The organism is Spongorhabdus nitratireducens (genome assembly GCA_947387575.1).
Lineage (GTDB): Bacteria > Pseudomonadota > Gammaproteobacteria > Pseudomonadales > Endozoicomonadaceae > CANDOC01.
In genome coordinates this window covers 88692-113692 of record CANDOC010000003.1, presented here as the reverse complement: position 1 = coordinate 113692, position 25001 = coordinate 88692, and the positions used below count along the sequence as shown (strand labels likewise).

Annotated in this window: 19 protein-coding genes; 17 read left to right on the top strand and 2 right to left on the bottom strand. The window is 49.4% G+C overall.

Annotated elements, in window-relative coordinates; genetic code table 11:
* Window positions 1–10: 10 nt before the first annotated feature.
* On the bottom strand, window positions 11–1297 hold the full coding sequence (gene waaA, locus ACYZZ0_RS07090; RefSeq protein ID WP_461535901.1) for a lipid IV(A) 3-deoxy-D-manno-octulosonic acid transferase: 1287 nt from the start codon (window positions 1295–1297) through the stop codon (window positions 11–13).
* 175 nt (window positions 1298–1472) lie between these two features.
* Here waaA and ACYZZ0_RS07085 point away from each other — a divergent pair, with 175 nt between their 5' ends.
* From ACYZZ0_RS07085 to ACYZZ0_RS07025, 13 genes are all read left to right on the top strand, one after another.
* A complete protein-coding gene (locus tag ACYZZ0_RS07085) occupies window positions 1473–2711 on the top strand; it encodes an FAD-dependent oxidoreductase (protein ID WP_461535900.1) in 1239 nt (412 codons plus the stop codon).
* Between the two features lie 37 nt (window positions 2712–2748).
* Complete coding sequence (locus tag ACYZZ0_RS07080) at window positions 2749–3501, top strand: aldo/keto reductase (protein ID WP_461536177.1); 753 nt, start codon at window positions 2749–2751, stop codon at window positions 3499–3501.
* Window positions 3502–3562: 61 nt separating this feature from the next.
* Window positions 3563–4432 carry a hypothetical protein gene (locus ACYZZ0_RS07075; RefSeq protein WP_461535899.1) on the top strand — a complete coding sequence of 290 codons (870 nt, stop codon included), beginning with the start codon at window positions 3563–3565 and terminating at the stop codon, window positions 4430–4432.
* Window positions 4433–4445: 13 nt separating this feature from the next.
* A complete protein-coding gene (locus ACYZZ0_RS07070; protein WP_461535898.1) occupies window positions 4446–5639 on the top strand; it encodes an alpha/beta hydrolase in 1194 nt (397 codons plus the stop codon).
* A 17-nt stretch (window positions 5640–5656) separates the two neighbouring features.
* Window positions 5657–6043, top strand: coding sequence for a VanZ family protein (locus tag ACYZZ0_RS07065; protein ID WP_461535897.1), 387 nt, complete (start codon window positions 5657–5659; stop codon window positions 6041–6043).
* On the top strand, window positions 6040–7785 hold the full coding sequence (gene tamA, locus ACYZZ0_RS07060; protein WP_461535896.1) for an autotransporter assembly complex protein TamA: 1746 nt from the start codon (window positions 6040–6042) through the stop codon (window positions 7783–7785). The genes ACYZZ0_RS07065 and tamA overlap by 4 nt, the downstream gene beginning before the upstream one ends.
* Entirely contained in the window at window positions 7782–11486 is a 3705-nt protein-coding gene (tamB, locus tag ACYZZ0_RS07055) for an autotransporter assembly complex protein TamB (RefSeq protein ID WP_461535895.1), read from the top strand. The genes tamA and tamB overlap by 4 nt, the downstream gene beginning before the upstream one ends.
* Before the next feature lie 226 nt (window positions 11487–11712).
* The gene (locus ACYZZ0_RS07050; RefSeq protein WP_461535894.1) at window positions 11713–12192 is read left to right on the top strand and encodes a ProQ/FINO family protein; all 480 of its coding nucleotides are present in this window, start codon (window positions 11713–11715) and stop codon (window positions 12190–12192) included.
* A complete protein-coding gene (locus ACYZZ0_RS07045; protein WP_461535893.1) occupies window positions 12192–13952 on the top strand; it encodes a DEAD/DEAH box helicase family protein in 1761 nt (586 codons plus the stop codon). Before ACYZZ0_RS07050 ends, ACYZZ0_RS07045 begins: the two co-directional genes overlap by 1 nt.
* An 80-nt stretch (window positions 13953–14032) precedes the next feature.
* The gene (locus tag ACYZZ0_RS07040) at window positions 14033–14650 is read left to right on the top strand and encodes a hypothetical protein (protein WP_461535892.1); all 618 of its coding nucleotides are present in this window, start codon (window positions 14033–14035) and stop codon (window positions 14648–14650) included.
* Between the two features lie 86 nt (window positions 14651–14736).
* Complete coding sequence (locus tag ACYZZ0_RS07035) at window positions 14737–15132, top strand: hypothetical protein (RefSeq protein ID WP_461535891.1); 396 nt, start codon at window positions 14737–14739, stop codon at window positions 15130–15132.
* Between the two features lie 156 nt (window positions 15133–15288).
* A complete protein-coding gene (locus ACYZZ0_RS07030) occupies window positions 15289–16059 on the top strand; it encodes a gamma-glutamylcyclotransferase family protein (RefSeq protein ID WP_461535890.1) in 771 nt (256 codons plus the stop codon).
* A gap of 105 nt (window positions 16060–16164) precedes the next feature.
* The gene (locus ACYZZ0_RS07025) at window positions 16165–16872 is read left to right on the top strand and encodes a class I SAM-dependent methyltransferase (protein WP_461535889.1); all 708 of its coding nucleotides are present in this window, start codon (window positions 16165–16167) and stop codon (window positions 16870–16872) included.
* 54 nt (window positions 16873–16926) lie between these two features.
* Here the strand turns inward: ACYZZ0_RS07025 and ACYZZ0_RS07020 are convergent, their stop codons facing one another.
* A complete protein-coding gene (locus tag ACYZZ0_RS07020; RefSeq protein WP_461535888.1) occupies window positions 16927–17688 on the bottom strand; it encodes a 5'-methylthioadenosine/adenosylhomocysteine nucleosidase in 762 nt (253 codons plus the stop codon).
* 234 nt (window positions 17689–17922) lie between these two features.
* Here ACYZZ0_RS07020 and ACYZZ0_RS07015 point away from each other — a divergent pair, with 234 nt between their 5' ends.
* The 4 genes from ACYZZ0_RS07015 (at window position 17923) to ACYZZ0_RS07000 (ending at window position 24890) form a co-directional block, all read left to right on the top strand.
* Window positions 17923–20199, top strand: a complete 2277-nt coding sequence (locus ACYZZ0_RS07015; protein WP_461535887.1) for an ATP-dependent helicase — start codon at window positions 17923–17925, stop codon at window positions 20197–20199.
* Between the two features lie 70 nt (window positions 20200–20269).
* Complete coding sequence (locus ACYZZ0_RS07010) at window positions 20270–21643, top strand: UDP-glucose dehydrogenase family protein (protein WP_461535886.1); 1374 nt, start codon at window positions 20270–20272, stop codon at window positions 21641–21643.
* Window positions 21644–21651: 8 nt separating this feature from the next.
* The gene (locus ACYZZ0_RS07005; protein ID WP_461535885.1) at window positions 21652–22662 is read left to right on the top strand and encodes an NAD-dependent epimerase; all 1011 of its coding nucleotides are present in this window, start codon (window positions 21652–21654) and stop codon (window positions 22660–22662) included.
* A gap of 209 nt (window positions 22663–22871) precedes the next feature.
* Window positions 22872–24890 (top strand): hypothetical protein, encoded by a 2019-nt coding sequence (locus ACYZZ0_RS07000; RefSeq protein ID WP_461535884.1) that lies wholly within the window; start codon window positions 22872–22874, stop codon window positions 24888–24890.
* The last annotated feature ends 111 nt before the right edge of the window (window positions 24891–25001 follow it).

Below are 25001 nucleotides of genomic sequence, written 5' to 3'. Positions count from 1 at the left end.
CCAATGGCTCTTATAAAGAGCCATTGGTTGTTTTCTGGATATTTCGCATGAGTGAGGTCGTTACACCTTGGTTGCGTGTTATAACTTTATGAGCTGCTGATGACAAAGAGCTTCTTTTACTACTGTGATCACAAAGAATTTTAAATGTGGAAGCAATAGACTGTGTTGTATCTATTACCTGAATACCTCTTTCTTGATTAAGAAACCGAAACACTTCCGAAAAATTAAATACATGTGAGCCAGTAACAACGGGCTTCTTTAACGCTGCCGGTTCCAGCATATTATGCCCACCGGAAGGAATCAGACTACCCCCTACAAACGCAATATCTCCGGCCGCATACAAAACCAACAGTTCTCCCATGACATCAGCTACAACCACAGAGGTGTCTGCTTCAACTGGACCCTGAGTGCTGTAACGTGCCGTTTTTTCACCGGCCTTTACGCTGAGTTCGTAAACCTGATTAAACCGTTCCGGATGACGTGGAACCAGCACCAGTAAGGTATTCGGGTTTGTCTTTCTCAACTGTTTGCAGGCATCCAGCAACAACTCATCTTCACCTTCATGAGTACTACCGGCAACAATGATGCAAGTGTCATCAGGTTTATGCTGCAACCACTGCTGGCGCAGCGCCTTGCCTTTTTCATGGACACTGTCAGGGATGGAAATATCGAATTTGATATTACCGGTCACTTCCATTTTATCTGCCGGCAACCCCAATTCGATAAAACGCTGACCGTCGGGCTCGGCCTGGGCGGCGATCAGACTCACTTTGGACAGCATTTCACGGGTCAGTTTACCCAGTTTGCCATAACCTTTGGCGGAACGTTCTGACAACCGGGCATTGGCAATCATCACCGGAATATCACGCTGATGACATTGGTGAATAATATTGGGCCACAGCTCGGTTTCCATGATGATAGCGATTTCCGGCTGCAACCTGTTCAGGAAGTTGCTGACAGCCCAGGGGTAGTCATAAGGTGCATAGACATGAAACACCTTGTCGCCATACTGCTTTTTGACCTGTACCGAGCCAGTGGGCGTCATGGTTGTAACAGCAATGCGGTGATCCGGATATTGCTTTAACAGCGCTTTTACCAAGGGTGCTGCGGCAATACTTTCCCCTACAGAGACCGAATGCACCCAGATGCAGGGCTTTGACTCAGGCTTCGGGAAAAAACCAAACCGCTCTCCCCAGCGTTTGGCATAGGCCGGAGCCCGCCAGGCACGGTACAGCAGGCGCAGGAAAATGGCGGGAAATAGCAGGTGTAACAACAGGTTATAAAGTGTCCGGTTCATACCCGTGGCAGGCCGTCAGTTCATTGGTAAAGCGTAAATGTTACCTGTTTGCGGCAAATTGCAGAACAATTATTCGGGTACTTACGGCTTAAGTGTGGCCAGTATTGGGCGTATACTTCAGGTCTTTCCTCTATTTTAGTGAGGGCGTCAGCCCTGTTTCTTATCCATGAATGACATGTCTTCATCTGCACACGCAGAACTACAAACGCTTGAAACCGATGTTGTGATTGTTGGTGGTGGTATTGCCGGGTTGTGGCTGTTCCGTACTCTCAACAATCTGGGGTATCAGGCGGTATTGCTGGAAAACAAGACCCTGGGCGGCGGCCAGAGCACCAAGTCTCAGGGTATTATTCACGGTGGCATTAAATATGCTCTGTCCGGCAATCTGACCAAGGCATCCGAATGTATTGCCGGTATGCCGGGTCGCTGGCGCAACTGCCTCAATGGTGAGGGTGAAGTGGATCTGCGGGCTGCCCGAGTACTGTCCGAGCATCACTACATGTGGGCGCCAGGTGGTCTGTCCCGGCTGACTTCTTTCTTTGCCAGCAAGGCACTGCGGGGGCGGGTGGATTCCGTCAAGAAGAAAGATCTGCCGGAAGTTTTCAATAACCGCAAGTTCAACGGCAAGGTTTATCAGCTGAATGAAATTGTGATGGATATTGCATCCGTCAATGAGGCGCTGACCGAAGGTGTGATAAACCGCACGCTGGAAGTAAACTGGGATCAGGCTGATCATCAGGGCAGCACCAAACTGCTGGCAGAGAATGGTGAGATTCAGGGCATTGAAATTCAGGGTGCTGATCAGCGTTATATCCTCAAGGCCAAACGCTATGTGCTGACCGCCGGTGAAGGCACTGCAGATCTGCTGAAAGCCTGGGGTGTCTCCACTCCTGAAATGCAGCTGCGCCCGCTGCATATGGCTCTGGTAAAACACAAGTATCCACACCCGCTTTATGCTCACTGTCTGGGTACCAATATTGTTCCCCGCCTGACCATTACCAGCCATCCGACCGAAGATGGTGAATGGGTATGGTATCTGGGAGGCGATATTGCCGAGAATGGGGTGAAGCAGGAACCGGAAGAAGTGATTGCCCGTGGTAAAAAAGAGCTTAAAGATCTGCTGCCCTGGATTGATCTGAACGATGCCCAGTGGGGCACCCTGCGGATTAATCGGGCCGAGCCGAAACAGAGCAAGCTGTTGCGTCCGGATCAGGCATTCTGTAAAGCTGTGGGTAACGGGCTGGTTACCTGGCCGACCAAGCTGGCGCTGGCGCCGAATCTGGCAGATGAAGTGCTGAAAGAGCTTCGTGGTGCCGGGATTGAGCCTTCAGGTAATGATGGCTTTGCCATGCCGACTGACCTGAACAGTGCCCGTCATTGTGAACCGTTCTGGAGTGGCTGTTTTGATAAATGACCAACCTTTAACCCGACGCTCGCTGGGTGATACCGGAATGGATGTTTCGGTACTTGGCTTTGGTACGGTCAAGCTGGGTCGGGACAAGGGCGTGAAATACCCTCACGGTTTTACTATTCCAGATGACCGTGAAGCTGGTGACCTGATTGCCATGGCCCGCGATCGTGGTATCAATTTGATTGATACCGCTCCGGCCTATGGCACCAGTGAAGAACGGCTGGGCAAACTGCTGCAGGGGCAGCGTGATCAGTGGCTGATTTGCAGCAAGGTGGGAGAAGAGTTTGAAAATGGTGAATCCCGTTTTGACTTTACTCCGAAACATATCCGTTCCAGCGTTGAGCGCTCCCTGAAACGGCTGAATACGGATTGTATTGATATGCTGCTGGTTCATTCCGATGGCAATGACCTGCAGATTATCAATGACTATGAGGTATTCAATACGCTGGACCAACTGAAGCAGGAAGGTTTGATCCGGGCTGGCGGGATGTCTACCAAAACCGTGGAAGGTGGTATCGCCACTCTGAAGCACAGTGATATCGCCATGGTGACCTGGAATCTCAATGAGCAGGCCGAGATTCCGGTTGTGGATTATGCGCTGGAGCACAACAAGGGTATCTTTATTAAAAAGGGGCTGGCCAGCGGTCATGCCTGCCTGCAGGGTGAAGATCCGGTTCAGGCCAGTCTGAACATGTTGCTGGGCCACCAGGGTGTCAGCAGTGTGATTGTCGGAACCGTTAATCCGCTGCATTTGCACCACAATATTCAGGCTGCAACCAACGCCTGCAAGTAGCAACTCTGTGGATACAGAAGGTTGTGGATAAATAAAACCTGCGGCTGATTCAGGGAATTGAATGATTCTGAAAAATGAATCACCGGATGATTATCGTACTCGACCTGTCCGGGTACGGTTTGACGGTGAAAGCTATTGTGTCGAACCATTTGGTGACGCATACGATTTCAGTACCATGCGCAGCCGCAGACAACCTCTGAATGCGTCGGCATTGCCTGCCCCGGGCGAACCCTTCGAGCTTGAACTGGCCAACCTTGGCGTATCAACATGGCTGCGCCTCGAGATTGACGGTAAGAACTATCTGGCGCTGGTCTTTCACCGACGTAACCGGGGAGATCAGGTTTTAAAGCTGGTTTCGGGTTATGTACCAACAGAATACCTTGATGATCCCGGTAAGATGATTCTGCAGGAAATCTCTGAAGAGGTACTGCTGCAGACTAAAAAAGGCTTTTGTCGTTTTGCGCTGGATGATCAGAAGTTACCCTGGCCTTATCTTGACCTGAAACCTGACCCGGTATCGGTTTTATTGCAACCTGAACCTCCGCCTTTTGCAACCTGTCTGCAATGGTTTATCAATAATCAGGCAGCCAATGCCTGTGGATATATCGATACCCGGGTTTCATCACTGCAGCTTATTTATTCTTTTTCTGCGGTACTGCCAGAAACTGTGCTCAGAGCCAGTTCGGCGGAGGATGAACTGGTAGATGGCCAACTGTTAACCCGCTTTGATCCTGATTGCCAGCTGGTGTTCGCGGCACTCGGCAAGACTGATGACCTGACCGGTGACTTTTATTGTCTGGCTGACGGCAAGTTACAACCGGTGGACTGTAGTAACGCATCTCTGTCCGAAGCCTTTGTGCCACGGCAGGATGTTTTCGTATCGCAATCCAGTATAAAAGCGGGCAAACTGGTTTCATTGCCAAAATTATAAATCCTTCCGCTTTATGAAACGTTTACTGATTCTTTGTCTTTTCGCAGTCGGGTTGGGAATTTTTATCTTTTCCAGTCAACCCGAAGGCGAGCGCTTTCAGCCTGCAAAACGTGCCTTTCCCGAGCCGCAGCAAGACTTTCAGGCTTATATTGCAGAGGTACGATCCTATCTGGAAGAAGTACGTGTTGATCCGACACCGGAAGTCAAACAATTGGGTGTTGACCTTAATTCACCGGTACAGGTGTTTCCTCCTGAAGGTGTAACAACCCGGGGTCGTTTTTTACTGCTTCATGGACTTGGTGATTCTGCCTACTCATGGCGGGATATGGCCTTCAGTCTGGCCCAGCAGGGTTTTGAAACCCGCACCATTTTGCTGCCCGGACATGGCAGTCGCCCGGGCGATATGCTCAGGGTTAGTGCCCAGCAGTGGCTTGAGACCGCAAGGCAGCATTTTGCCTTTATGCGTGGAAACAATCAGTTGCCGCTCTATGTTGGGGGCTTCTCAACGGGAGGCCTTCTGGCAACTCAACTGGCGCTTGAGAACCCGGATATTGCCGGATTGTTGCTGGTGGCCCCGGCCTGGCAGGTTGAGGATCAGGATCTGCTCAAGCTGACTCCGTGGGTTGAATATATTCGGCCATGGTCTGAAATATCGGAAGATCTCGGACTGACACGTTACCGCAGTTATGCCACGCACTCCTATGCTGCATTTTATAACTTGCAACAGAAGCTGATGGCTGACTGGGGTGATAAAAGGCTGGCAATGCCGACAGTGGTTATCGCTACCAAAGAAGATTCAACGGTCGACAGTAAAGCTATTCAGCAGTTGTTTGAAGAACGTTTTGTCTCACCCAGTCGACAGCTGATCTGGTATGACGCCGACCAGAAAGAAGTTGAAAGCTCCCGGTATATGCAAGACTGGCCAGGTGCTGATCCGGTACTGCATATTCTGTCCCAGTCTCATATCAGTCTGATCAATTCACCGGTAAACAAACTGTTCGGTCGTCATGGCAGTACCCGCTTCTGCAAAGGACGGGATGAAGCCAGCCAGCAGCAATGTATGGCTAATCAACAGGTCTGGTACGGTGCCTGGGAAATGGAATCACCGGATCAAACGGTTATTGCCCGCACAACCTATAACCCGCGTTATGAACGACAGCTTGAGGTGATTATCAAAACCCTGACGGCTGGCAGTACCGCACAGTAAACGAAGAGAAACAGAGTGTGAGCTTTATCAAGAACCATTACACGACCCTGAACCGGATTGCTTTGGGGCTGGCGCTCACAGGTATCATGGCTGTTTGCCTGATGCCAGCCAGTCAGCTGCCCGCGGTAAATCTGTGGGACAAGCTGGAACATGCTGCGGCATTTTTTGTGTTGGCCATTTTGGCTGATGCAGCTTTTCCTGCAACCGGGTTTGGCTGGCTCAAGGGCAGTTTGCTGGCCTGTTATGGTGCACTGATTGAAATACTGCAGATCACTTTAACGGCAGACCGGATGTTTGAGCTGGCCGATATTGTGGCAGATGTCAGTGGCATCGGTTTTTATCTGCTGCTGATACCGGTTATCAGGATGATACCCGTACTGAGGTGGCGCTGGCAGGCTCTATGACCGTCGCTATGACCATTCGGCTTCGCTGGATACTACTGTCCCTTCTTGTTTTCGGTTTTCCGGCTCTGGCAGAGCCGGTTCGTCTTGTTTTATCCGGACTCCAGGGGCCTTTGGAGCGCAATGTCCGGCTCTATATTGATACTCTGCCGGCGATTGAACCACACCAGTTCAAGCTGATGCGACGAGAGATCCGGCAGTCAGTAGAGCAGGGGCTGATGGCACTGGGTTACTACCAGTCGACGATCACCATAGAACGAAATACCAGCGACCCGCAGCAAATTGATATTCATGTTGTCAGAGGTGCTCCGACAGTTATTCAAAAGCTGGAGATCAATATTTCGGGAGAGGCTTCAGGTGACAAGGCTTTTCAGAGTTTGCTGGAGCAGCTGGATATTAAACAGGGGCAGGTACTGAATCAGGGGCTGTATGAAGAAGTTAAAGACCAGTTAAATGACCTGGCTCTGTCCCGGGGATATTTTGATTCCCATATGAGTAAACACCGGATTCAGATATCAGAAGATCTGAAGTTTGCAAATATTGATATTCAGCTGGAGTCCGGTCAGCGTTATCGCTTTGGTGAAATTCGCTATGGTCCCATGTCGCCGGCGACCCGGGACCTGCTGCAAACCATGATCAATATCCGGCCGAACAGTCCATTCAAAGCGATAGAACTCAGTCGTTTAAACCGGGATCTCTCTGCTACCGGTTATTTTTCCCAGATAGATGTGCGGTTGCTGAAATCGGAAAGCAAAGATTTTGCGGTGCCCGTTTATGTTGGCGTTGTTCCGAAAATTGATCATGAAATCGAAACCGGGATTGGCTTTTCTACCGATGAAAAATATCGCCTGTCGTTAGGCTGGAAACGTCCGTGGTGGAATGAAAAGGGACATAGTTTTTCTACTGAAGCCAAGCTGTCAGGTGTGAATAGCGAGGTGCATTCCCGCTATAAAATTCCTGCCGGTGACCCGCTGAAAGAATATTACAGTCTCGAAGCCGGCTACAAAAAGAAGCAGATCAAGGATACAGACAGTGAGCTGTTGTCAGCCTCGGTTCATCGCTGGTCCCGCAGGACAGGAAGCTGGGATCGGGATGTATTTATCCGGGCTGAATATGAAGGTTACAAACAGGGGGTAAGTGACAGGGGGCGGAAGTGGTTGCTTATACCCGGTATTACCTTCAGTGACCGTAAGGTTGAAGGTGGCGGAAATCTGGATCCGGCGGCCGGTTTTTCGCATCAGGTGAAGTTTGAGTTTTCCAATGATCTTTGGGGATCCCGGGCTGATTTTGCCAAAGTCTGGCTGCGCACCAAATGGCTGAAAACTGTAGACAGGGATCACCGGTTTCTGGCCCGTGCCGAAGTTGGCGGCATGATTCTGGATGATATTACCGATGTTCCGCCTTCCCTGCGTTTCTTTACCGGTGGCGATCAGACCGTGCGTGGCTACAGCTATGAGAGTATTTCACCACGAGATGCTGCGGGAAAACTGACGGGTGGCCGTTATATGGCTGCCACCAGTATCGAATATAACTATGAATTTATAGAAAACTGGCGCTTCGCAACATTTATAGATAGCGGAACCGCGACCAATAATTTCCGTGAGAAGTGGAAAACGGGAGCGGGTATCGGTATCCGTTGGGTTACACCGTTAGGACCATTGAGAGTCGATTTGGCGCATCCAGTGGGTGATGACGATGATAAAAAGGGCTGGCGCTTTCATTTTTCCATGGGACCGGAAATATGAAAAAAATCTTGATAACTATCAGCGCATTACTGCTGTCTCTACTGCTTGGAGTAACCCTGCTGCTTTCAACACACACCGGCAGCGTACTGGTTTGGCAGCAGCTTACCCGCTACCTGCAGCACCTGGAGGGCGAACTGGTTTCCGGTCGTCTTGTCAGTGGCTGGCATATCAGGAATCTGAGCTGGCAGGATGAATCAACAATAGTTGCAGTAACAAAGCTGGAGTGGAGCTGGGAACCCGTGTCGCTATGGCATGGCAAACTACCTGTCAGTTCTCTCGATATCGAGGGAGCCCGTGTTGAGCTTTTGCCTGAAGTTGCCGAGTCTGGATTAACAGATAGAAAGACAGCATCAGAAACCACTCAGGATAGTTTTGTTTTACCTGTTGATCTGTCATTACCACAAATCAGTATCAGGGACTTCAGGTTTGAGAATGAAACGACTGAAATTCAGCTGGATAGCCTGGATTCTGCGCTGCAATGGAATGCGGAAGGGTTGGTCGTATCAAGATTGCAGGGGCACAAAGCACAGGTCCGGAATAAACCGGTAAAAGCCTCGAAGGAGACGGCTCAGGTTAAACTGCCGGAGGTTACGCTTCCTTTCCTGGTGCAAGTGAAGCAGGCAGTCCTGTTACAGTTGGAATTATCGAATGCTGGATCAACACAACAACTGTCTGATATCAGTTTGACGCTGGATGCAAAAGGCTCAACCATCAAGGGCATCGTGTTGAGCGCATCCCACTCTCTGATGACTGTCAGCTCTCATGGGGAAATTGAGCTGAAAGATGACTATCCCCTGTCTATTGAAATTAATGCCAGCCTGACCAGGGCTCTCCCCGCACTGAAGTTAACACAGCAGCAGGTGACTGCTGATATATCCGGCACCCTTGAACAGCTCAGGATCTCGCTGGAAGCACAGGGCGATATTACTGCCAGTATTCTGGGTTCTGTACATCCTCTGACGACAGGCCTTCCTTTTGATCTGGACGTAAACTGGCACTCGCTACAGTGGCCTATATCCGGTTCACCTCAGGTGACCGCAACAGCAGGTCAGCTGAGGGCCCAGGGAAGTCTTGCTGGATATCAACTGGATTTGGATAGTGATGCCACAATCCCTTCTCACCCCGAACTGCATCTGAGCCTGCAAGGGGAAGGCGATCTGGATGCACTGAATATTGCCAGACTTCAGGTCAAGTCCGTGGAAAAAATACCCTCTGATTTGTTGTTGTCAGGCAAGCTGGGGTGGAGCAAGGATATTTTCTGGCAGGGAAAAGCCGTTCTGAAAAACCTCAATCCGGGCATCTGGTTTGAAAAAGTGCCGGGCAGGTTGAATGGCACTATTCAGTCTGAATTGAGCCTTAAAGAGGCTGACTGGCAGCTTGAAATACCTGAACTCAATCTCTCCGGTGAGTTAAGAGGTTATTCACTGCATACAGCAGGTAGTCTGTCTGCCCGGAATATAGCGCATGACCTCATGCCATTATCGCTTTCGGTAAAGAATCTGGAAGCCAGAATTGGTGATAACAGCCTGCATGTTACCGGAAGTACTGCACAACAGTGGAATATGAATGTTGCAGTGAATGCGCCGCAACTGGATGAACTGCATCCTGAACTGAAAGGCAGCGTCACCGGTGTGATTCAATTAACCGATAAGCTGGAGACGCCGGCTGTTAGCCTGTCTCTGCAAAGTCCGAATATCAGCTTTCAGGGTTTTTCACTGACGTCGATGGATGTGAAAGGAAAGCTGGATATGCTTCAGGACTATCAAGGACAACTGAATTTGGCTGTTGGCGAACTGACTACCCGTTCAGGTGATTTTCATGATATCCGGCTGCAGGCTGAGGGTAATCGTCAGCATCATGTTGTTTCCTTATCGACAAAAGGGCAGCCGGCACACGGCAGTGTTGAGCTTGCCGGGAATTGGAGTAGTGGGTATTGGAATGGTGAATTGCAGCAGGCTGGAATCAGCACTCCGATAGATACCTGGCAATTGAAAGACTCCGTCAGCATCAAGGTTGACCCGTCGCTGCAAGAGGTTATGTTTTCGCAGCAGTGCTGGTTGTCCGGAGAAACCAGCCTTTGCATCGATACCGGACAGGTTTCCAGAGCAAAAGGCGCTGTTGGTATTGAGCTGAAACAGTTTGCAGTGCAGAAACTCAAGCCATTATGGCCCGATGAATTCAGCTGGCAGGCGCAACTGGAAGCTAAAGGTCAGTTGGGTTGGCAGGACAAAGACCTGAACCTTCAGCTTGATTTGCAGAGTACACCCGGCGTGCTGGGTACGGATGAACTGTCATTCGACTATCACAAGCTGAACTCTGCCCTGCGACTGGACCATGACCAGTTAACCGGACAGCTGGTTTTTGAATCGGAACAGTTGGGACAGGCCAATATCAACCTTGCCGTGGATGATGTTTCTACCCAGCAAAAACTTTCCGGAAAACTGCTGCTTAGTCAATTGAAACTGGATTTCCTGGCACCTTTCATCCCTGAAGTCAGCCGGTTTGATGGTGTACTTTCTGCTGATACCCGCCTGGGAGGGAGCCTTGAAAAACCATTGTTGTTTGGGGATGTTGATCTCAAGGAAGGTCGACTGGAAACAGATCCTCCCTTGCTGGCAGTCACCGCGATGGAAACACATCTGCAGGTTAATGGGAGCCAGGCAGATATCAGTGGCGTAATGCATACCGGTGAAAGCCAGACTGTTATCGGGGGAAATCTGAACTGGGGGCAATTGCCTGTCACCGGTAAATTAACGCTAAAAGGGCAGGATATAGAATCACGCTACCCCGGATTATTCCGGCTGAAAATGTCACCTGATTTACAGCTCGATTTCGGTCATCTGATTGAGCTGCATGGACAGGTTGTTATCCCCTGGGCGAGAGTTGAAGTTAAATCTTTGCCTAAAACAGCCGTCAGGGTTTCAGATGATGTTGTGATGCTATCTGCAGAAAAGAAAAAGTCACCCGAATCGACAGACAGTTCCAGCTTCAGAATGAATGTGAAAGTCATCCTGGGTAAAGATATCAAACTGGATGCTTATGGCCTGAAAGCGGGACTGGAAGGTGAACTGGGCCTGAGACAAGGCGCGGATTCGGTTCTGGCGGCCAATGGTTCGATTAATTTGAATAATGGACGCTATCGTTACCTTGGACAGGATCTGTTGATTCAGGAAGGACGCATTCTGTTTTCAGGCCCGATACAGAATCCTTATCTGGTTGTTGATGCGATAAGAAACCCGGAGGCTATTGCCGATAATGTTCGCGTGGGTATCAAGGTCACAGGTAGTGTGAAGCGACCGGGTTGGGAAATTTACTCAAACCCTTCCATGTCACAGCAAGAGCAGTTGTCTTACTTGCTACAGGGGCGAGGGCTGGATAATGGCGACAACTCTCCGGTGCAGGCATTGCTGGTTGATGTTGGGGTCAGCCAGTTTGGAGGACTGGCGTCGTCAGTCGGTGAGGTCTTCGGCTTTGCAGATGTTCGACTGGATACCGAGGGCAGCGGTGATGACACTAAAATCACGATTGGTGGCAATATTGCTCCGGGGCTACGGCTGCAATATGGCGCGGGTGTTTTCAATTCCTTGTCTGAAATCAAGGTACGTTATGAACTAATGCCTAAACTCTACCTGCAGGCAGTGAGTGGAGTCGGGCAGGCTGTCGATCTGCTATACCAGTTCAAAATAAAAGGTAATAAATGATGGTGCTGGATCAAAGGCTGATGCTATATAGCATGGACAGCCTATAGCCGATCTTATACGATCAATAATCTACATCCGGCTATAGCAAAATATTCTGCCGGATATAATCAAATGCTTCCAAGCAGCCCTGAGCGGAAAATACAGCCTGTCCCGAAATATGAATATGGCTTCAAAGCCATAGAGTGCTGTATTTTCATAGTAAACAATGCCACTGGAATGGTTCTTCATGCAAAACGCCGCAGCGCCTGAGCAGCTACCAGAAAAGGCTCAGCTGGATGCCCTTGATGAACAAGTCCGCAAGAGGATTCAGCAACTGGCCGCCAAACCGGATCAGCCCGTCCTGCGCTCTGAAGCGTTGTGGCTGGTGCGTGCCCTGTGGCCGGAAGCTTTCAGCCTGACCGATCCGAAACCACTGAAAATCGGCATCCATAAAGAGATGTTTAACAGTGGTCTGTTGCCCATGCCTGTGATTGAAACGGCGCTGCGTTATTACACCCGGCTTGAGCGTTATATGCTGGCAACTACCACGGGGGCCAAGCGTTACGATCTGCAGGGAAATGTCTGCGGCAAGGTGAGATTACAGGAAGCGGTCAGCACCGAAATCAAGCTGTATGAGCGGATGCTGGCCAGAGAACAGACTGTTGAAAACGCCAATGAACGTAAATTTATCGGCAAGTTGAGACTGGTTGCGCGCATAACCCGCTGATGGCCTTTAAACTTCGTCCCTACCAGACTGATGCAGTCCAGTCTGTTATTCAGCATTTTCGCAAAAGTGATGATCCTGCCGTCGTTGTATTGCCAACCGGTGCCGGAAAAAGTCTGGTTATCAGTGAACTGGGCCGGATTGCCCGGGGACGGGTGCTGGTGCTGGCTCACGTCAAGGAGCTGGTTGAGCAGAATCATGCCAAATATGAAAGCTACGGGCTTTCAGCCTCTATCTTCAGTGCAGGACTGAAACGAAAAGAAGCAACCGAGCAGGTTGTTTTCGGCAGTGTTCAATCTGTTGTTCGTAATCTCGATGCTTTTAATGATGATAACTTTACCCTGCTGGTGATAGATGAATGTCATCGGGTTTCAGCTGCCACTGACAGCAGTTACCACAAGGTTATTGATCATCTTCGCAGTCATAATTCTCGACTTAAAGTTTTGGGTCTGACAGCAACACCCTACCGGCTGGAACAGGGGTGGCTCTACAGATATCACTATCAGGGTGCTGTCAGAACTGAAGATGATCGCTTCTTCCAAAGCTGTATTTTTGAATTACCACTGTCTTTTATGATCAGGGAAGGTTTTCTGACGCCGGCAACACAGGTTGATGCGCCTGTTACCTGGTATGACTTCAGCCAGCTGGCACGGGACAAGTATGGCCAGTATCGCGAAGCTGATCTAAACAAACTGCTAAAAGGCAAGGGTCGGGTTACGCAGAAAATTATCGCTCAGGTTGTGCAGGATGCGGAAAAGCGACAAGGGGTGATGATCTTTGCTGCAACCGTCGATCATGCGCGGGAAATTTTTGGTTATTTGCCGGAAGCGGAAGCCGCTCTGATTACCGGTGAAACACCGGGTGCAGAGCGTGATCAGTTGATAGAACAGTTCAAACAGAAACAACTGAAATACCTGGTTAATGTTTCTGTCCTGACCACAGGCTTTGATGCGCCGCATGTTGATTTGATTGCGATTCTGCGGCCGACAGAGTCTGTGAGTTTATATCAGCAGATTGTCGGGCGTGGCCTGAGACTTGCATCTGATAAAAAAGACTGCCTGGTAATGGACTTTGCCGGAAACCGGTTTGATCTGTTTTGCCCTGAAATCGGCAGCCCGAAACCTGACAGTAACAGTGTGCCGGTGGAAATTGCCTGTCCCATGTGTGGTTTTGCCAATAACTTCTGGGGCATTGTCGATGCTGACGGTGATCTGGTAGAGCACTATGGTCGACGCTGTCAGGGTTTTGAGGAGGAAGACGGGGTAAAAAATCGTTGCAGCTTCAGATTCCGCTTCAAGGAATGTGACCAGTGCAATGCCGAAAATGATATCGCCGCCCGGCGTTGCGGTGAATGTGGCAAGGTGTTGGCTGATCCGGATCAGAAGCTGAAAGATGCCCTTAACCTGCGCAAGGCGATGGTGATTCGCTGCTCAGGTATGACGATGTCAGTTGATTATGACCGGGAGCATAAACCCCGAATCAAAATCAGTTATCATGATGAGGACGGTGCCGAACTTAACGAATACTTCCGATTGGAAACTCCGGCCCAACAGGGAGTGTTTTATCACCGGTTCGGAAAGTTGCACCAGATTAACCGGGGAGAGTATTTCAGGGCAAAAACCCCTGAAGATGTGGTGCAACAACACAAGAAGTTCCGCAAGCCTGACTTTGTTATCGCCGAAAAAGATAAACATTTCTGGCGAATTCGTGAGAAGATATTTGATTACGAGGGGCGTTACCGCAAGGCAGACTCAGCGGATTAAATCGTTGCAGTAAAAACAGCCAGCGCCCGGGCAGGATACCCGGTGCGAGTTATTAGTCTCGAGTAACAGAGGGATAACCCGTGATCATAGATCTTATCAGGACAGTTGTATCCAAGCTGCGTTCTTTACCGGATCTTCTGACATCAGAGCAGATGTCAGGCCGGGTAAAAATTGAACCGGTTCGGAAGCAGGAAACAAGCCAGCCAGAAACACCCGCTACAACTTCAGCAGAAGAGTCGGAACGTGTTGTTGTTGCGCGTCAGGAAGTTGAAGTCGTGGAAGATCAACTTTCAAATCTTCCTGAAAGGGATAGCACTGTAGAAAAGACCGAATCAGAAAATGTATCTGAACCGTCAGTGCTCTCAGAACAAACTTCTATAGAAAACAATACTGAGGTCACGCTGGAAAAGGCAGTGGACAGTAGCAGCTTGGAATTTGCAGCTGATGCAGGGCAGGAGCAGCCTTCCGATATAACTGCCGACAGTCTTGTACTGCAGGTAATCGAGCAGGATAAGGCAACCTTTGGTAGTTACAAGGTGCTGGTCAAACCACTGGCAACCCTGCTGAAGCAGGATCCAACCGTTGCTCAGGTGCTGGAAGTCAATGGTGACGACTTCCAACAGCTTCGCGGCATCGGCGCGGCGCGGGTCAAGGCATTGCACCAACTTCAGGAACTACTCAAGGCAAAGCTGGCATAAACAGTGCTGCACTGCACTTGCTACTGTCGAAGATCGGGCATGATATTTACCAGAGGTTTATGCTGTTGATACTCAGGAAGTACATCATGTCCGGTCAGTACATTATGCGTTTTTTTCTATTGTTAGTGTCGACCCTTCTTCTTGCATGTTCCACGCAGCCTGATACACCGGTCATAGATCCGTCCTCCAAGATCAGGTTTGATCTTGCCATACTGGATGATGCAGGGCTTTACGGCCCGGGTGACGGTCTTCGGTCGCTAAGCTATGAGTTCTGCATTCCTGCTGATGAGAAGCATATGGATGAAGTGCTGAAAATTGATCCAACTCTGGTTGTTTTCAAACACTCGCGAGGACGAATTGGTTGTACTTCGAAACAATACCTGTGCATTGGCAATACCTTTCAGGAAGATTTCGCCAGTGTGCTGGAGGAGCTGTCAAATAAGCATTATATAAAGTCGATTGAGCAATCTTTTTTTGAATAACGACACGGAAATAATATGTTTTTCGTCACAGCGTTGCTGCTGTAGCTAAATTAGATACAAATGGTGTGACTGTCAGCGAACTAACAGAATTAAAAAACCTTTCATTCATTAATCAAGACCAGTCGTCCTGTAATAAAAATATAAAGGGATTTGGTTATGAGTCTGGTGCGTTCGGTATATAAAATACTGCTCATATTGTTGTTATTCAGTGAAGCTGCGATGGCGGATCGTCAGGCTTATATCTTTGGCTATGGCAGTTTGATGCTTTCCGTTGCCCGAACGGCGACAGCACCTGATCCTGATGATGTTCATTTTATTCCCGCAAAACTGCAAGGCTACCATCGTGCCTGGAATTTATGGAATCGAAAACTCAAAATGCGGGTGGCTGCAGCTGAGCCCGCCGAAGAAAAAAGTATTAATGGAGTGATCTATAAAGTGAATGAGGCTGATTTGCCCAAATTTGATGCACGGGAAAATCCCAAGGCCTATCAACGAAAAGCTGTTAATAAATCAGACCTGTCTTTTTATTTGGATCAGGATTATCAGTGGCATAAAAACCTGCCTGAAGATACGAACATTTATATTTATGTTGCTATTCCTGATACAACACCAGCCGGCTTTTATCTCTCTACTAATGAAAACAGCACGGATAAAAAGATTGCCCGCTCATATTTAGAGGTCGTGCTTGGCGGGTGTGCCGAAATTGATGAAAATCACCGACTTAATGGTGTTTTTGTTCGTGACTGCAAGGCATCACTCGGAATCGCGGGTTATGAAATTGATGATGATCTTGCCAGTCCAAAGTACAGCCGACACCCGAAGGCTCTGAAAGATGCAGCTCGGGAAAAAGCAGAGATGCTTGATGATTTTTATAATTCGAACTGGGCACGATATCTCAAACAGATCAGAGTAGAGCTAAAGAATTAGCTGTATATAATCTGCCCCTGATATGGCTGCTTTAAAACCACTCGCAGGCTATTCTCAACTCCGAGTCCGGGCCAGTCCGGATTAGTCAGGGGTGTGTCAGAAAATATGCGTAGCCTGGAACAGTTTGGTGGAAATAATCTGATTGTCGGCTGCAGTCACAGCTATATGCACTATTTCTCGCTGTCAGGCTCAGGCGTTCCCGCGAATGAAATGCACCCTGCCGATGACTTTTTTGTGGTGGATATTTCCAGTGAGGCTGGAGATATTGATGCTCTGTTAGATATTACCGATTCTAATCTTGTCGAGAATTCAGGCTATCTTCAGCGATTCCAGTTTGTCTGCCTGGAGCGTACAACAGGCGTGTTTGAGGATCAGCACTCGATCAACGCAGCTTTTCATAACCTCTTCCGGCTTTTGAAACCGGGAGGTTTGGCGTTGCTGTACAAGTGTGGCAGGCATCAGCTGGAAACTGTGATAGAAGTTGCATTGCGCTTCTTTTCAAACGTAAAAGTGATTCTGAGTGGCGTTAATGAAGTCTGGTCTCTCTACTTATCGGATAGTGATATCGTTGCGATGACTCTAGCGGTGCGCAATTATTGCCGAATAATCAATGCTGACTTTGAGCGAAGTGCTTGTCACCAGGAGCAGGTTCTACGGCAGCAAACACCCTTTGGAGCTCTCGACAGTGGTTGGCTTGACCCGGACCTGTCTGCCGAAACTATTCGAAGCATGCTGCACTTTAACAGAGGGTTCTGGGCTTCAGAAAGTTTGGAAAGAAATCTAATTTCTCAGCTGGAGTCAGTTGTGGCTTAAAGGGAAAGTTCAGACAGGATACACATCGTACCCTGTCTGGAATCACCACAAATGTTACATGCTTTCCAGCATTTTCAAGGTGATGGCGGCAGAATTTGATGCTGTCAGCTGCTTAAGCTGGGAGTAGTCCATATGCGCTGAGCCATCTGCCTTGTCAGAGATGGTGCGAATAACAACCAGCGGGATATCGTACAGGAATGCCACCTGAGCGACGGCTGCGCCTTCCATCTCGACTGCAATGGCTCCAAACTGCTTATGGATCTTTTTTACTTTGCTTTTGTCGGCAATAAACTGATCGCCAGTGGCGATTACGCCCTGAAATACCTGCCCATTACCCACAACAGTATTTGCAGTTCGGGTAGCCATCTCTACAAGTTCCTGATTGGCGTAGAAGTTCCGGTCATCAAAACCATCGATCAGTCCGGGTTTGTTCCCGAAAACGGTCAGATCAACATCATGCTGAACCAGAGCTGTGGAGATCACAACATCGGCTGGTTCCAGCTCAAGCGATACAGCCCCGGCAATACCGGTAAACAGAATCTGATCAGCACCAAACTCCCGAATCAACTCGGTAGTAGTAATCGCGGCATTCACCTTGCCTATGCCTGAACGGGTAACCACCACGTCATGTCCGCGCATTTTGCCGGAGTAATAGATATGACCGCCTATTTCATGCTGCTGGCGTTGCTCGATCTCAGGTAACAGTTGAGCAATTTCAACATCCATGGCTCCAATAACAGCCGTTGTCTGCGCAGCGGATACGGAAAAGGAAAACAGAGTCAGAAAGGCAACGAGAAGAAGTCGGCTTTTATACATTTACTTGTACCATTATTTTTTCGTGCCGGAGTGTTCAGCTTTGCTTTGGTTCAATCAATTCCGGGAATACGGTTTTCTTGTTTATTTTGATATAAATCAGTTTTTTAAGGCGGTGAGTACCTGTGCTAATCCGGTAAAGCGTAAAAGCGGGTTTGTTTTGGTGGCAGGGCAATTTGCAGATAATTTCCGTTAAAATACTCTTCTCGTGTTTTTATTTTTCAGGTTGCAGTTGTCATGGAATGGACCGCCGAGCAGCAGGCCATCATCAATCACTCAAGCGGACATGCCATTGTCACTGCGGTTGCCGGTAGTGGAAAAACCAGTACGCTGGTCGATCATATCCTGAAACAGCTGGAACGGGGTCATGATCCGCTGCGTATTCTGGTGTTGATGTTTAATACCAGTGCCAAAAGGGACTTTGAGCGCAAGCTGGGTAAGCGCGCATCAGAATATCAAGCCCTGCCCGAAATTCGCACCTATCACTCAATGGGGCTGAAGCTCTATCGCAACTTTATTCGCCGTGGTTTGTTGCCGGCTTTTACCGGTGACCCCATGTCGGAAAAGGAGATGGATTTTCAGTGTTGGGAGACGCTCAAGGTTGTTGCGCCAGCGGCGGTGAAAGAAGAACTGCGACACAATAAAGCACCTCATGTTGAAGCCCTGAAAGGCTTTATTGATCTGGTAAAAAGCACGACTTCCACACCCGATGCCGTATTTGAAAAGTTCCAGCTGGAATCAAAGCAGCAATATCTGATTGATGCATTTGGTCATTTTGAACAATGGCGCAAGGCGAATTGCCGTATTACTTATGCCGATATGCTGTATGAGCCGGTCATGCTGATGTGTAGTCAGCCGGAAGTCGTTAGTCTGGTTGCTGACCGCATGGATATCATGCTAGTTGATGAATATCAGGACACGAATGAAGTTCAGCATCGGTTATTGCAGTTTATTGCCGGTCGCCGGGCGCAGGTAATGGCCATTGGTGATCCGGATCAGACGATCTATGAATTTCGTGGTGCCAGCCCGGAATATATTCTGCACACCTTTGCCCAGGATTTTCCGGAGCCTGCCCGTTATAGCCTGTCGTACACTTTCCGTTATGGTCATCGCCTTTCATTACTGGCAAACCATCTGATTACCGGCAACAGCAAGCGTGAAGATGTGCTGTGTGTTTCTCATGAAACCACTCCGGCGACAGCTGTTGAACATATTCAGCTATCCGGTACTGACGAACAACGAGAGCAGCTGACTTATATTCGAAGCGTGGTAGAGCAGCGCCAGCAGCAAGGCCTGCCATTAAGTGAAGTTGCTGTTCTTGTTCGGCTCTGGAGTCAGAGTGTGCCACTGGAACTGGGATTACTTGAAGCCGGTATTTCTTATCAATCCGGTGCCGGTAATACCCTGTTTGAGCGTCAGGAAATTCGCCGCCTGATGCTGCTGCTGGAAATGGCAGCAGGATACCTGAGACAAAAGACACCGGAGCAGCGGGAAAATGATTTATGGGAGCTGATGCAGTTTCCCCATATCGGTATCCGGCATCAGGATTTGCGGCCCGCAGTACATTCCCTGGCTCAGGCAGAGCAAAACTATGGCCATAAACTGGCAAGGCTGAAATTCGGCAAAATCTCTCGTTTCCAGCAGGAAAAAGTCGAAACCCGGTATCGGTTATGGCAAAGGTTTGAGCGCAAACCGGTGGAGGGAAAAGGTGGCATCCGGGCCGGTGCGTTACTGAGGCGTTATATCGAGCAGACCGAGCTCTACAAGGAAATTCAGGATAGTGCCTTTGACCGTGAACGGGCTGATGAGCAGATCAGTACCATCAAGGGGTTTGTGCGCTTTCTGCAAAATCATGATGTTGATGCATCGGGTGCCTGTGAGTTGATTGCTGCCCTGAGGGAACGTGGGCATGAAAAGGGTGGTGATCGTCTGTTACTGACCAGTATTCACAAAGCAAAGGGATTGGAGTGGCCCGTTGTTATCTTGCCCGGACTGACCGCTAAAAATATGCCTTATATGCGCCCGGGTTCGGAATCATCGGAAGAGCTGATCGAGAGCGAGCGGCGGTTATTATACGTCGCTATGACCAGAGCAAAGTCCGAGCTGCACCTGCTGACAGTCAAACAGGAAAAATCATTCAGCTTCAATCAGGATGACAGTCGCCCCAGTCGCTTTATGCGGGAAATGATGCTGGATCTGGCTTGTGATATTGGAGACCTCCTGAGTCGTGCAGGGCAGAGTGGCAAGGGATGGTTATCAAAGCTGAAGCATACGCTGTCGCCTGTTGCTCGTCGTTACCTGCAACAGGTTGCACCTGATGCTGAATTGCCTGAAGAGACTGCATCCGTAGAGAATGATGAGTCAAAACCCTGCTGGGAGCGCAAGCTGGTTATCCACAGTGTGCTGGGCGAAGGTAAGGTGATCAGTGAGTCAGGCAAAGCTTTTGAAGTAAAGTTTGGCGACGGTAAAACCTATAATTTCAGCAAACAGAGTGCCCACCTGTTCTTTTCCTGATGAATCCCATTCCCTTTTCTTGATAAACAAAGGCATTCGTTAACTATCGGATGCCTTTTGTGGAGTTTTCATGCATATCACTGTTTTTGGTACTGGCTATGTCGGTCTGGTACAGGCTGCTGCTTTTGCCGAGGCCGGGCACCATGTGCTGTGTGTCGATTGTAACCAGAGTAAGGTGGAGCGCCTGCAACGGGCTGAGCCTGATTTCTATGAGCCGGGACTGCAGTCGCTGGTGCAAAGAAACCTTGAAGCAGGGAGGCTCGACTTTACCTGTGATGCCAAACATGGCTTGAGTCATTCAGCCGTTATTATCATTGCGGTGGGGACACCCTCTGACAGCAATGGGGCTGCAGATATCTCTCAGGTTGAAACTGTCGTGGAACAGATTGCCTGGCAGGCTACCTGTGATCTGACTGTTATTTGCAAGAGTACTGTTCCGGTTGGAACTTGCGACCAGTTGCAGGTAACCATCAACGATATTATTGCCCGCCGTGAAGTTGCGGTGTCTGTTTCGGTTGTATCCAATCCCGAGTTTCTGAAGCAGGGTGATGCAGTAAATGACTGTATGAAGCCAAGCCGGGTCATTGTCGGTACGGATAGTGATTGTAGTCGCCAATTACTGTCTGAGTTGTATGCCCCTTTCTGCCGCAACCATAACCGGCTGATTTTTATGGATCGGCGCAGTGCCGAGATGACCAAGTATGCTTCCAACTGCTTTCTGGCGACCAAAATCAGTTTTATGAATGAGATGGCGGGCATAGCCGAACGTGCCGGAGCTGATATCGAAGCAGTGCGGTTGGGAATGGGAGCAGATCCGAGAATTGGTTATCAGTATATCTATCCCGGGCTCGGCTATGGCGGCTCCTGCTTTCCCAAGGATGTGAAGGCTCTGGCTCATATGGACCGCAGGCAAGGCGGTAGTCCGCAGTTGCTGAATGCAGTAGATGGTCGTAACCGGCAGCACCTGCATGACTTTTTCCATAAAATATCCAGTCATTTTGATCATGCTCTTGAAGGTCGATGCTTTGCTGTCTGGGGATTGGCATTCAAACCTGGAACCAGTGATATGCGGGAGTCCCCAGCGGGTAAATTGATGGAGTTGCTATGGAATGCCGGTGCCCGGGTTCAGGCTCATGACCCGCAGGCGATTGAAGAATGCCGACGGTTGTATGGCGAACGGGAAGGACTGTTGCTGTCGAGTAATCAGGAAGATGTACTGGAAGGCAGTGATGCGCTGATCATTTGCAGTGAATGGAGCGAATACCGTGCCCCCGACTTTGAATTGATGCATCAGCATTTGAGTCAGCCAGTGATTTTTGACGGTCGGAACCTGTGGCTCCCTGATGATATGGCGCGATATGGCTTTTGCTATTACTCCATTGGTCGTCCGGTGGTTTATCCCGTTGAACAGGTTATCCGGTTGAACAAGCTTCCAGGTAAGTGAGAAAAAGTTTGAAATATCTTGTTACCGGTGCAGCCGGATTTATTGGCTTTCACACGTCCCGTCGTTTATGTCATGAGGGTCATCAGGTTGTTGGTATAGATAATCTTGATCCTTACTATGAAATATCCCTGAAACAGGCCCGGTTACAACAACTGGAATCTGTGAATGGTTTTTCCCTTGAGATTATGGATATTTCAGATCAGGGGGCAATCACAGGCTTATTTGATAAGCACAACTTTGATCGCGTTATTCATCTGGCCGCACAGGCCGGTGTTCGTTATTCACTGGAAAACCCTCAAGCCTATATCAATAGCAATATTATTGGCTTTACCAATATTCTGGAGGCTTGCCGGCACAATCAAATCAAACATCTGATTTACGCCTCATCCAGCTCGGTCTATGGTTTGAATCGCAGCCAGCCCTATTCGACGGCCGATGCAGTTGATCATCCTGTTTCGCTTTATGCTGCCAGCAAACGTTCCAATGAATTGATGGCACACAGTTATTCTCATCTGTTTGGCCTGCCTGCTACGGGTCTGCGTTTTTTCACTGTGTATGGGCCTTGGGGCCGTCCGGATATGGCTTATTTCTCCTTCACCAAAAAGATTCTGGAAGGAGAAAAAATCCGGATTTTCAATCACGGTAATATGAGTCGTGACCTGACGTATGTCGATGATATTGTTGAAGGCATTATTCGAATTGCTGAAGAGATTCCTTCATCTTCTGACGTCCCCTCTATTGCTGATGGCATTATGCCTCCCCACTCAAGTTCGGCGCCTTTCAGGGTGTATAACATCGGTAACAATCAGCCGGTTCGACTCATGGATATGGTCAGTGAAATAGAGCGTGCTACGGGCAGGAAAGCAAAACTGGAATTCGCTCCCATGCAGTCCGGTGATGTGCATTCGACATGGGCTGATATAGACGACTTGTTCAATACGACAGGGTATAGCCCTGACACATCCTTTTCGACGGGAATCGATCATTTTGTTCAGTGGTACCGGAATTTTTATTGCTGATTATGTTTTGCGCCTGCGTTTCTAAATGAGAATGATTAGCAAAAAGATTGATCTGGATCACATTTTCCTGTTCAATATGCGCCCATAATGCGAATGGTTAACATTCATTTCATTTAGACAATAACAACCCAGCACCCTGACAGGATCACAAGGTCGGCCTTGATGCTGGCTGTTAGTGCTACCGGCAGTTGATGTTAGAGGAAGTCCAGTTGAAGAAGACGGTTCTAGGCGCTGCAATCTCCGCAGCAATTTTCGCGAATGCCCTTCAAGCTGCATCTGTAGAGGTGCTGGATAAGACCCATCGCCCCGCAGGTCAGTTCCTGGCTTACACCGAATTTGAACTGTCTGGCGAACCGCTGGCTGAAGGTCTGGGTCTGGATCTGGATATTCTGGATCCTAACCGCGCTGATGAACCGACTCCGTTTGACTTTGCTGCTGGTATCGAAAGCTACGAATACTCTGAAGAAGCCATGTATGCGCTGAACTATCAGTCCACCATGGGCCCGCATCTGGTAAACGGTCCGCTGAACATGGCGCGTGGCGGTAAGATGGAAACCCTGGGCAAGCGTGTTATTGAAATGGCCGCTGCTGTAGGTTTCCCGGCTAACGAAGTGCCGCTGAACATGTACCCGATTTCCATGCCTTACGCTTCCGGTAGCCCGGAATTTGCCGGCAAACCGGACACCTCTGTCGTAAATGGTGATGAGGTAGAGATCCGCACTGCCAAAGGCACTGAAAAAACAGTACAAACTGTTGTTCCGGCCTACTTCCGTGATTACAAGTCACTGGCCTGGAATCCGGCCAGCTTCGACAAATCCTTCAGCCCGGCAGCAACCGGCGGCATTATGCTGAAGGAAGTAATGTGGGCGCAGGACTTCCTGGGCGGCATGCACGTCACCAGGACTGATGAAGAAGTTGAAGCTGATTCCATGAAAATGGATCAGGACGGCGTTCACACTCTGGGTGTTTCCGCTGCTGATGGTTTCAACGGCATGCTGCTGACCGAAATCTCTCTCGACAAACTGTTGATGCTGCAAAACCAGCTGGGCTTTGACGGCAAGAACCTGGGCGTGAAGTTTGGTCCTGACTATGACCCGGCCAAAAAGCCGGTATGGTTTGCCAGCAAGGTTGCGGTAACCGAGAAGAAAGTAAACGGTGTTAATGCAGTAGACAGCCTGAAGGTAACTGACGGTGCTTCCACTCTGCGTGATACCTGGATGCTGCTGTGGCCGGTAAGCGAAATCTATGCGTTCAGTGACCAACGTACTGCCAACACTGCCCAGAATCCGGCATTCAAGGCAGTATTCGACGGTGTTCCGTTTGCCTCTGCTCCGGCAGCCAACATCGACGGCAAAGCCGGCAACGATGTTATCGGTTCCGATATGTTCTCTGTTGCCAGCAACGTTTCCAACATGCTGTTCAAAAACCTGGCTGCACTGCACTTCAACAGCAAGGCCGGTACTTTCGTAACTTCTTACGACGATGGCAAGCAGGGCAAGCAGGTTGACACTTATGACGCCGCTTACTCTCTGGTTGCACTGTCCATCTTCCAGCGTTCACAGGATGCACTGCCGGTAGGTTATGCAGCTGCTGACGGTGGTGATGTTGACCTGAAATCTGCACAGGGCAAGCAGGCTCTGGCTATGATCAAACAGCAGGCTGACTTTATTGTTAACAACTTGACTGGCAAGAATGGTCTGGTATTCGACGGCGTGACCCTGGGTGGTGATGTTGACAAGAGCCAGTCTCTGGATGCTCAGTTTGCAGCCATGCGCGGTCTGTCTGTTGCCTTCCTGGCAACCGGTGACAAATCCTACCGTACCGCTGCCCGTAACATCTACCTGGCGGTAGAGAAGCACATGTTTGATGCCAAGCTGGGTACCTGGGCTGCTGTACCGGGCAAGCCGACTGTTCACACCCCTTACACTGCCGCTGCAATTTCCGGTGGTCTGCGTGAAGCCATGCAGCAGCTGCGTAACGAAGAAGGTGAAAATGCGCCGGCGCTGGAACTGCAAGCCCTGACCGAGCGTTATGTCAGCTGGTTCCGGACTACTATCAACGGTGGTATGCAGCTGGCTGAGTGGATGGGCGACAGTGGTGAAAACCAGCTCAAGGGTAGCAACTCAACCGACACCGATGAAGATGGTGTTCCGCAGATTATTGCCTCCGGCGGCAAGTTCGGTACCGCCATGGTGATGGCTGCAGAAGCAAAAGTCAGCGTGAAATAACACGCAATCTGACGCTTAGCCTAGGGGCTGTTGAGGTCTTATCGTGATCTCAGCTAAAGCCAGCGTTTTCGTGCCGAGGCGCAGTAGCGTGGGAATACCGAGGTATTTCAA

Excerpts from the sequence above, each read along its gene's own strand:
- tamA (WP_461535896.1), top strand. The coding sequence starts at position 6,040 with ATGACCGTCGCTATGACCATTCGGCTTCGCTGGATACTACTGTCCCTT.
- ACYZZ0_RS07085 (WP_461535900.1), top strand. The coding sequence starts at position 1,473 with ATGTCTTCATCTGCACACGCAGAACTACAAACGCTTGAAACCGATGTT.
- waaA (WP_461535901.1), bottom strand. The coding sequence starts at position 1,297 with ATGAACCGGACACTTTATAACCTGTTGTTACACCTGCTATTTCCCGCC.
- ACYZZ0_RS07080 (WP_461536177.1), top strand. The coding sequence starts at position 2,749 with ATGGATGTTTCGGTACTTGGCTTTGGTACGGTCAAGCTGGGTCGGGAC.
- ACYZZ0_RS07020 (WP_461535888.1), bottom strand. The coding sequence starts at position 17,688 with ATGTATAAAAGCCGACTTCTTCTCGTTGCCTTTCTGACTCTGTTTTCC.
- ACYZZ0_RS07025 (WP_461535889.1), top strand. The coding sequence starts at position 16,165 with ATGCGTAGCCTGGAACAGTTTGGTGGAAATAATCTGATTGTCGGCTGC.
- ACYZZ0_RS07035 (WP_461535891.1), top strand. The coding sequence starts at position 14,737 with ATGTCCGGTCAGTACATTATGCGTTTTTTTCTATTGTTAGTGTCGACC.
- ACYZZ0_RS07070 (WP_461535898.1), top strand. The coding sequence starts at position 4,446 with ATGAAACGTTTACTGATTCTTTGTCTTTTCGCAGTCGGGTTGGGAATT.
- ACYZZ0_RS07075 (WP_461535899.1), top strand. The coding sequence starts at position 3,563 with ATGATTCTGAAAAATGAATCACCGGATGATTATCGTACTCGACCTGTC.
- ACYZZ0_RS07010 (WP_461535886.1), top strand. The coding sequence starts at position 20,270 with ATGCATATCACTGTTTTTGGTACTGGCTATGTCGGTCTGGTACAGGCT.
- ACYZZ0_RS07015 (WP_461535887.1), top strand. The coding sequence starts at position 17,923 with ATGGAATGGACCGCCGAGCAGCAGGCCATCATCAATCACTCAAGCGGA.
- ACYZZ0_RS07030 (WP_461535890.1), top strand. The coding sequence starts at position 15,289 with ATGAGTCTGGTGCGTTCGGTATATAAAATACTGCTCATATTGTTGTTA.
- ACYZZ0_RS07045 (WP_461535893.1), top strand. The coding sequence starts at position 12,192 with ATGGCCTTTAAACTTCGTCCCTACCAGACTGATGCAGTCCAGTCTGTT.
- tamB (WP_461535895.1), top strand. The coding sequence starts at position 7,782 with ATGAAAAAAATCTTGATAACTATCAGCGCATTACTGCTGTCTCTACTG.
- ACYZZ0_RS07050 (WP_461535894.1), top strand. The coding sequence starts at position 11,713 with ATGCAAAACGCCGCAGCGCCTGAGCAGCTACCAGAAAAGGCTCAGCTG.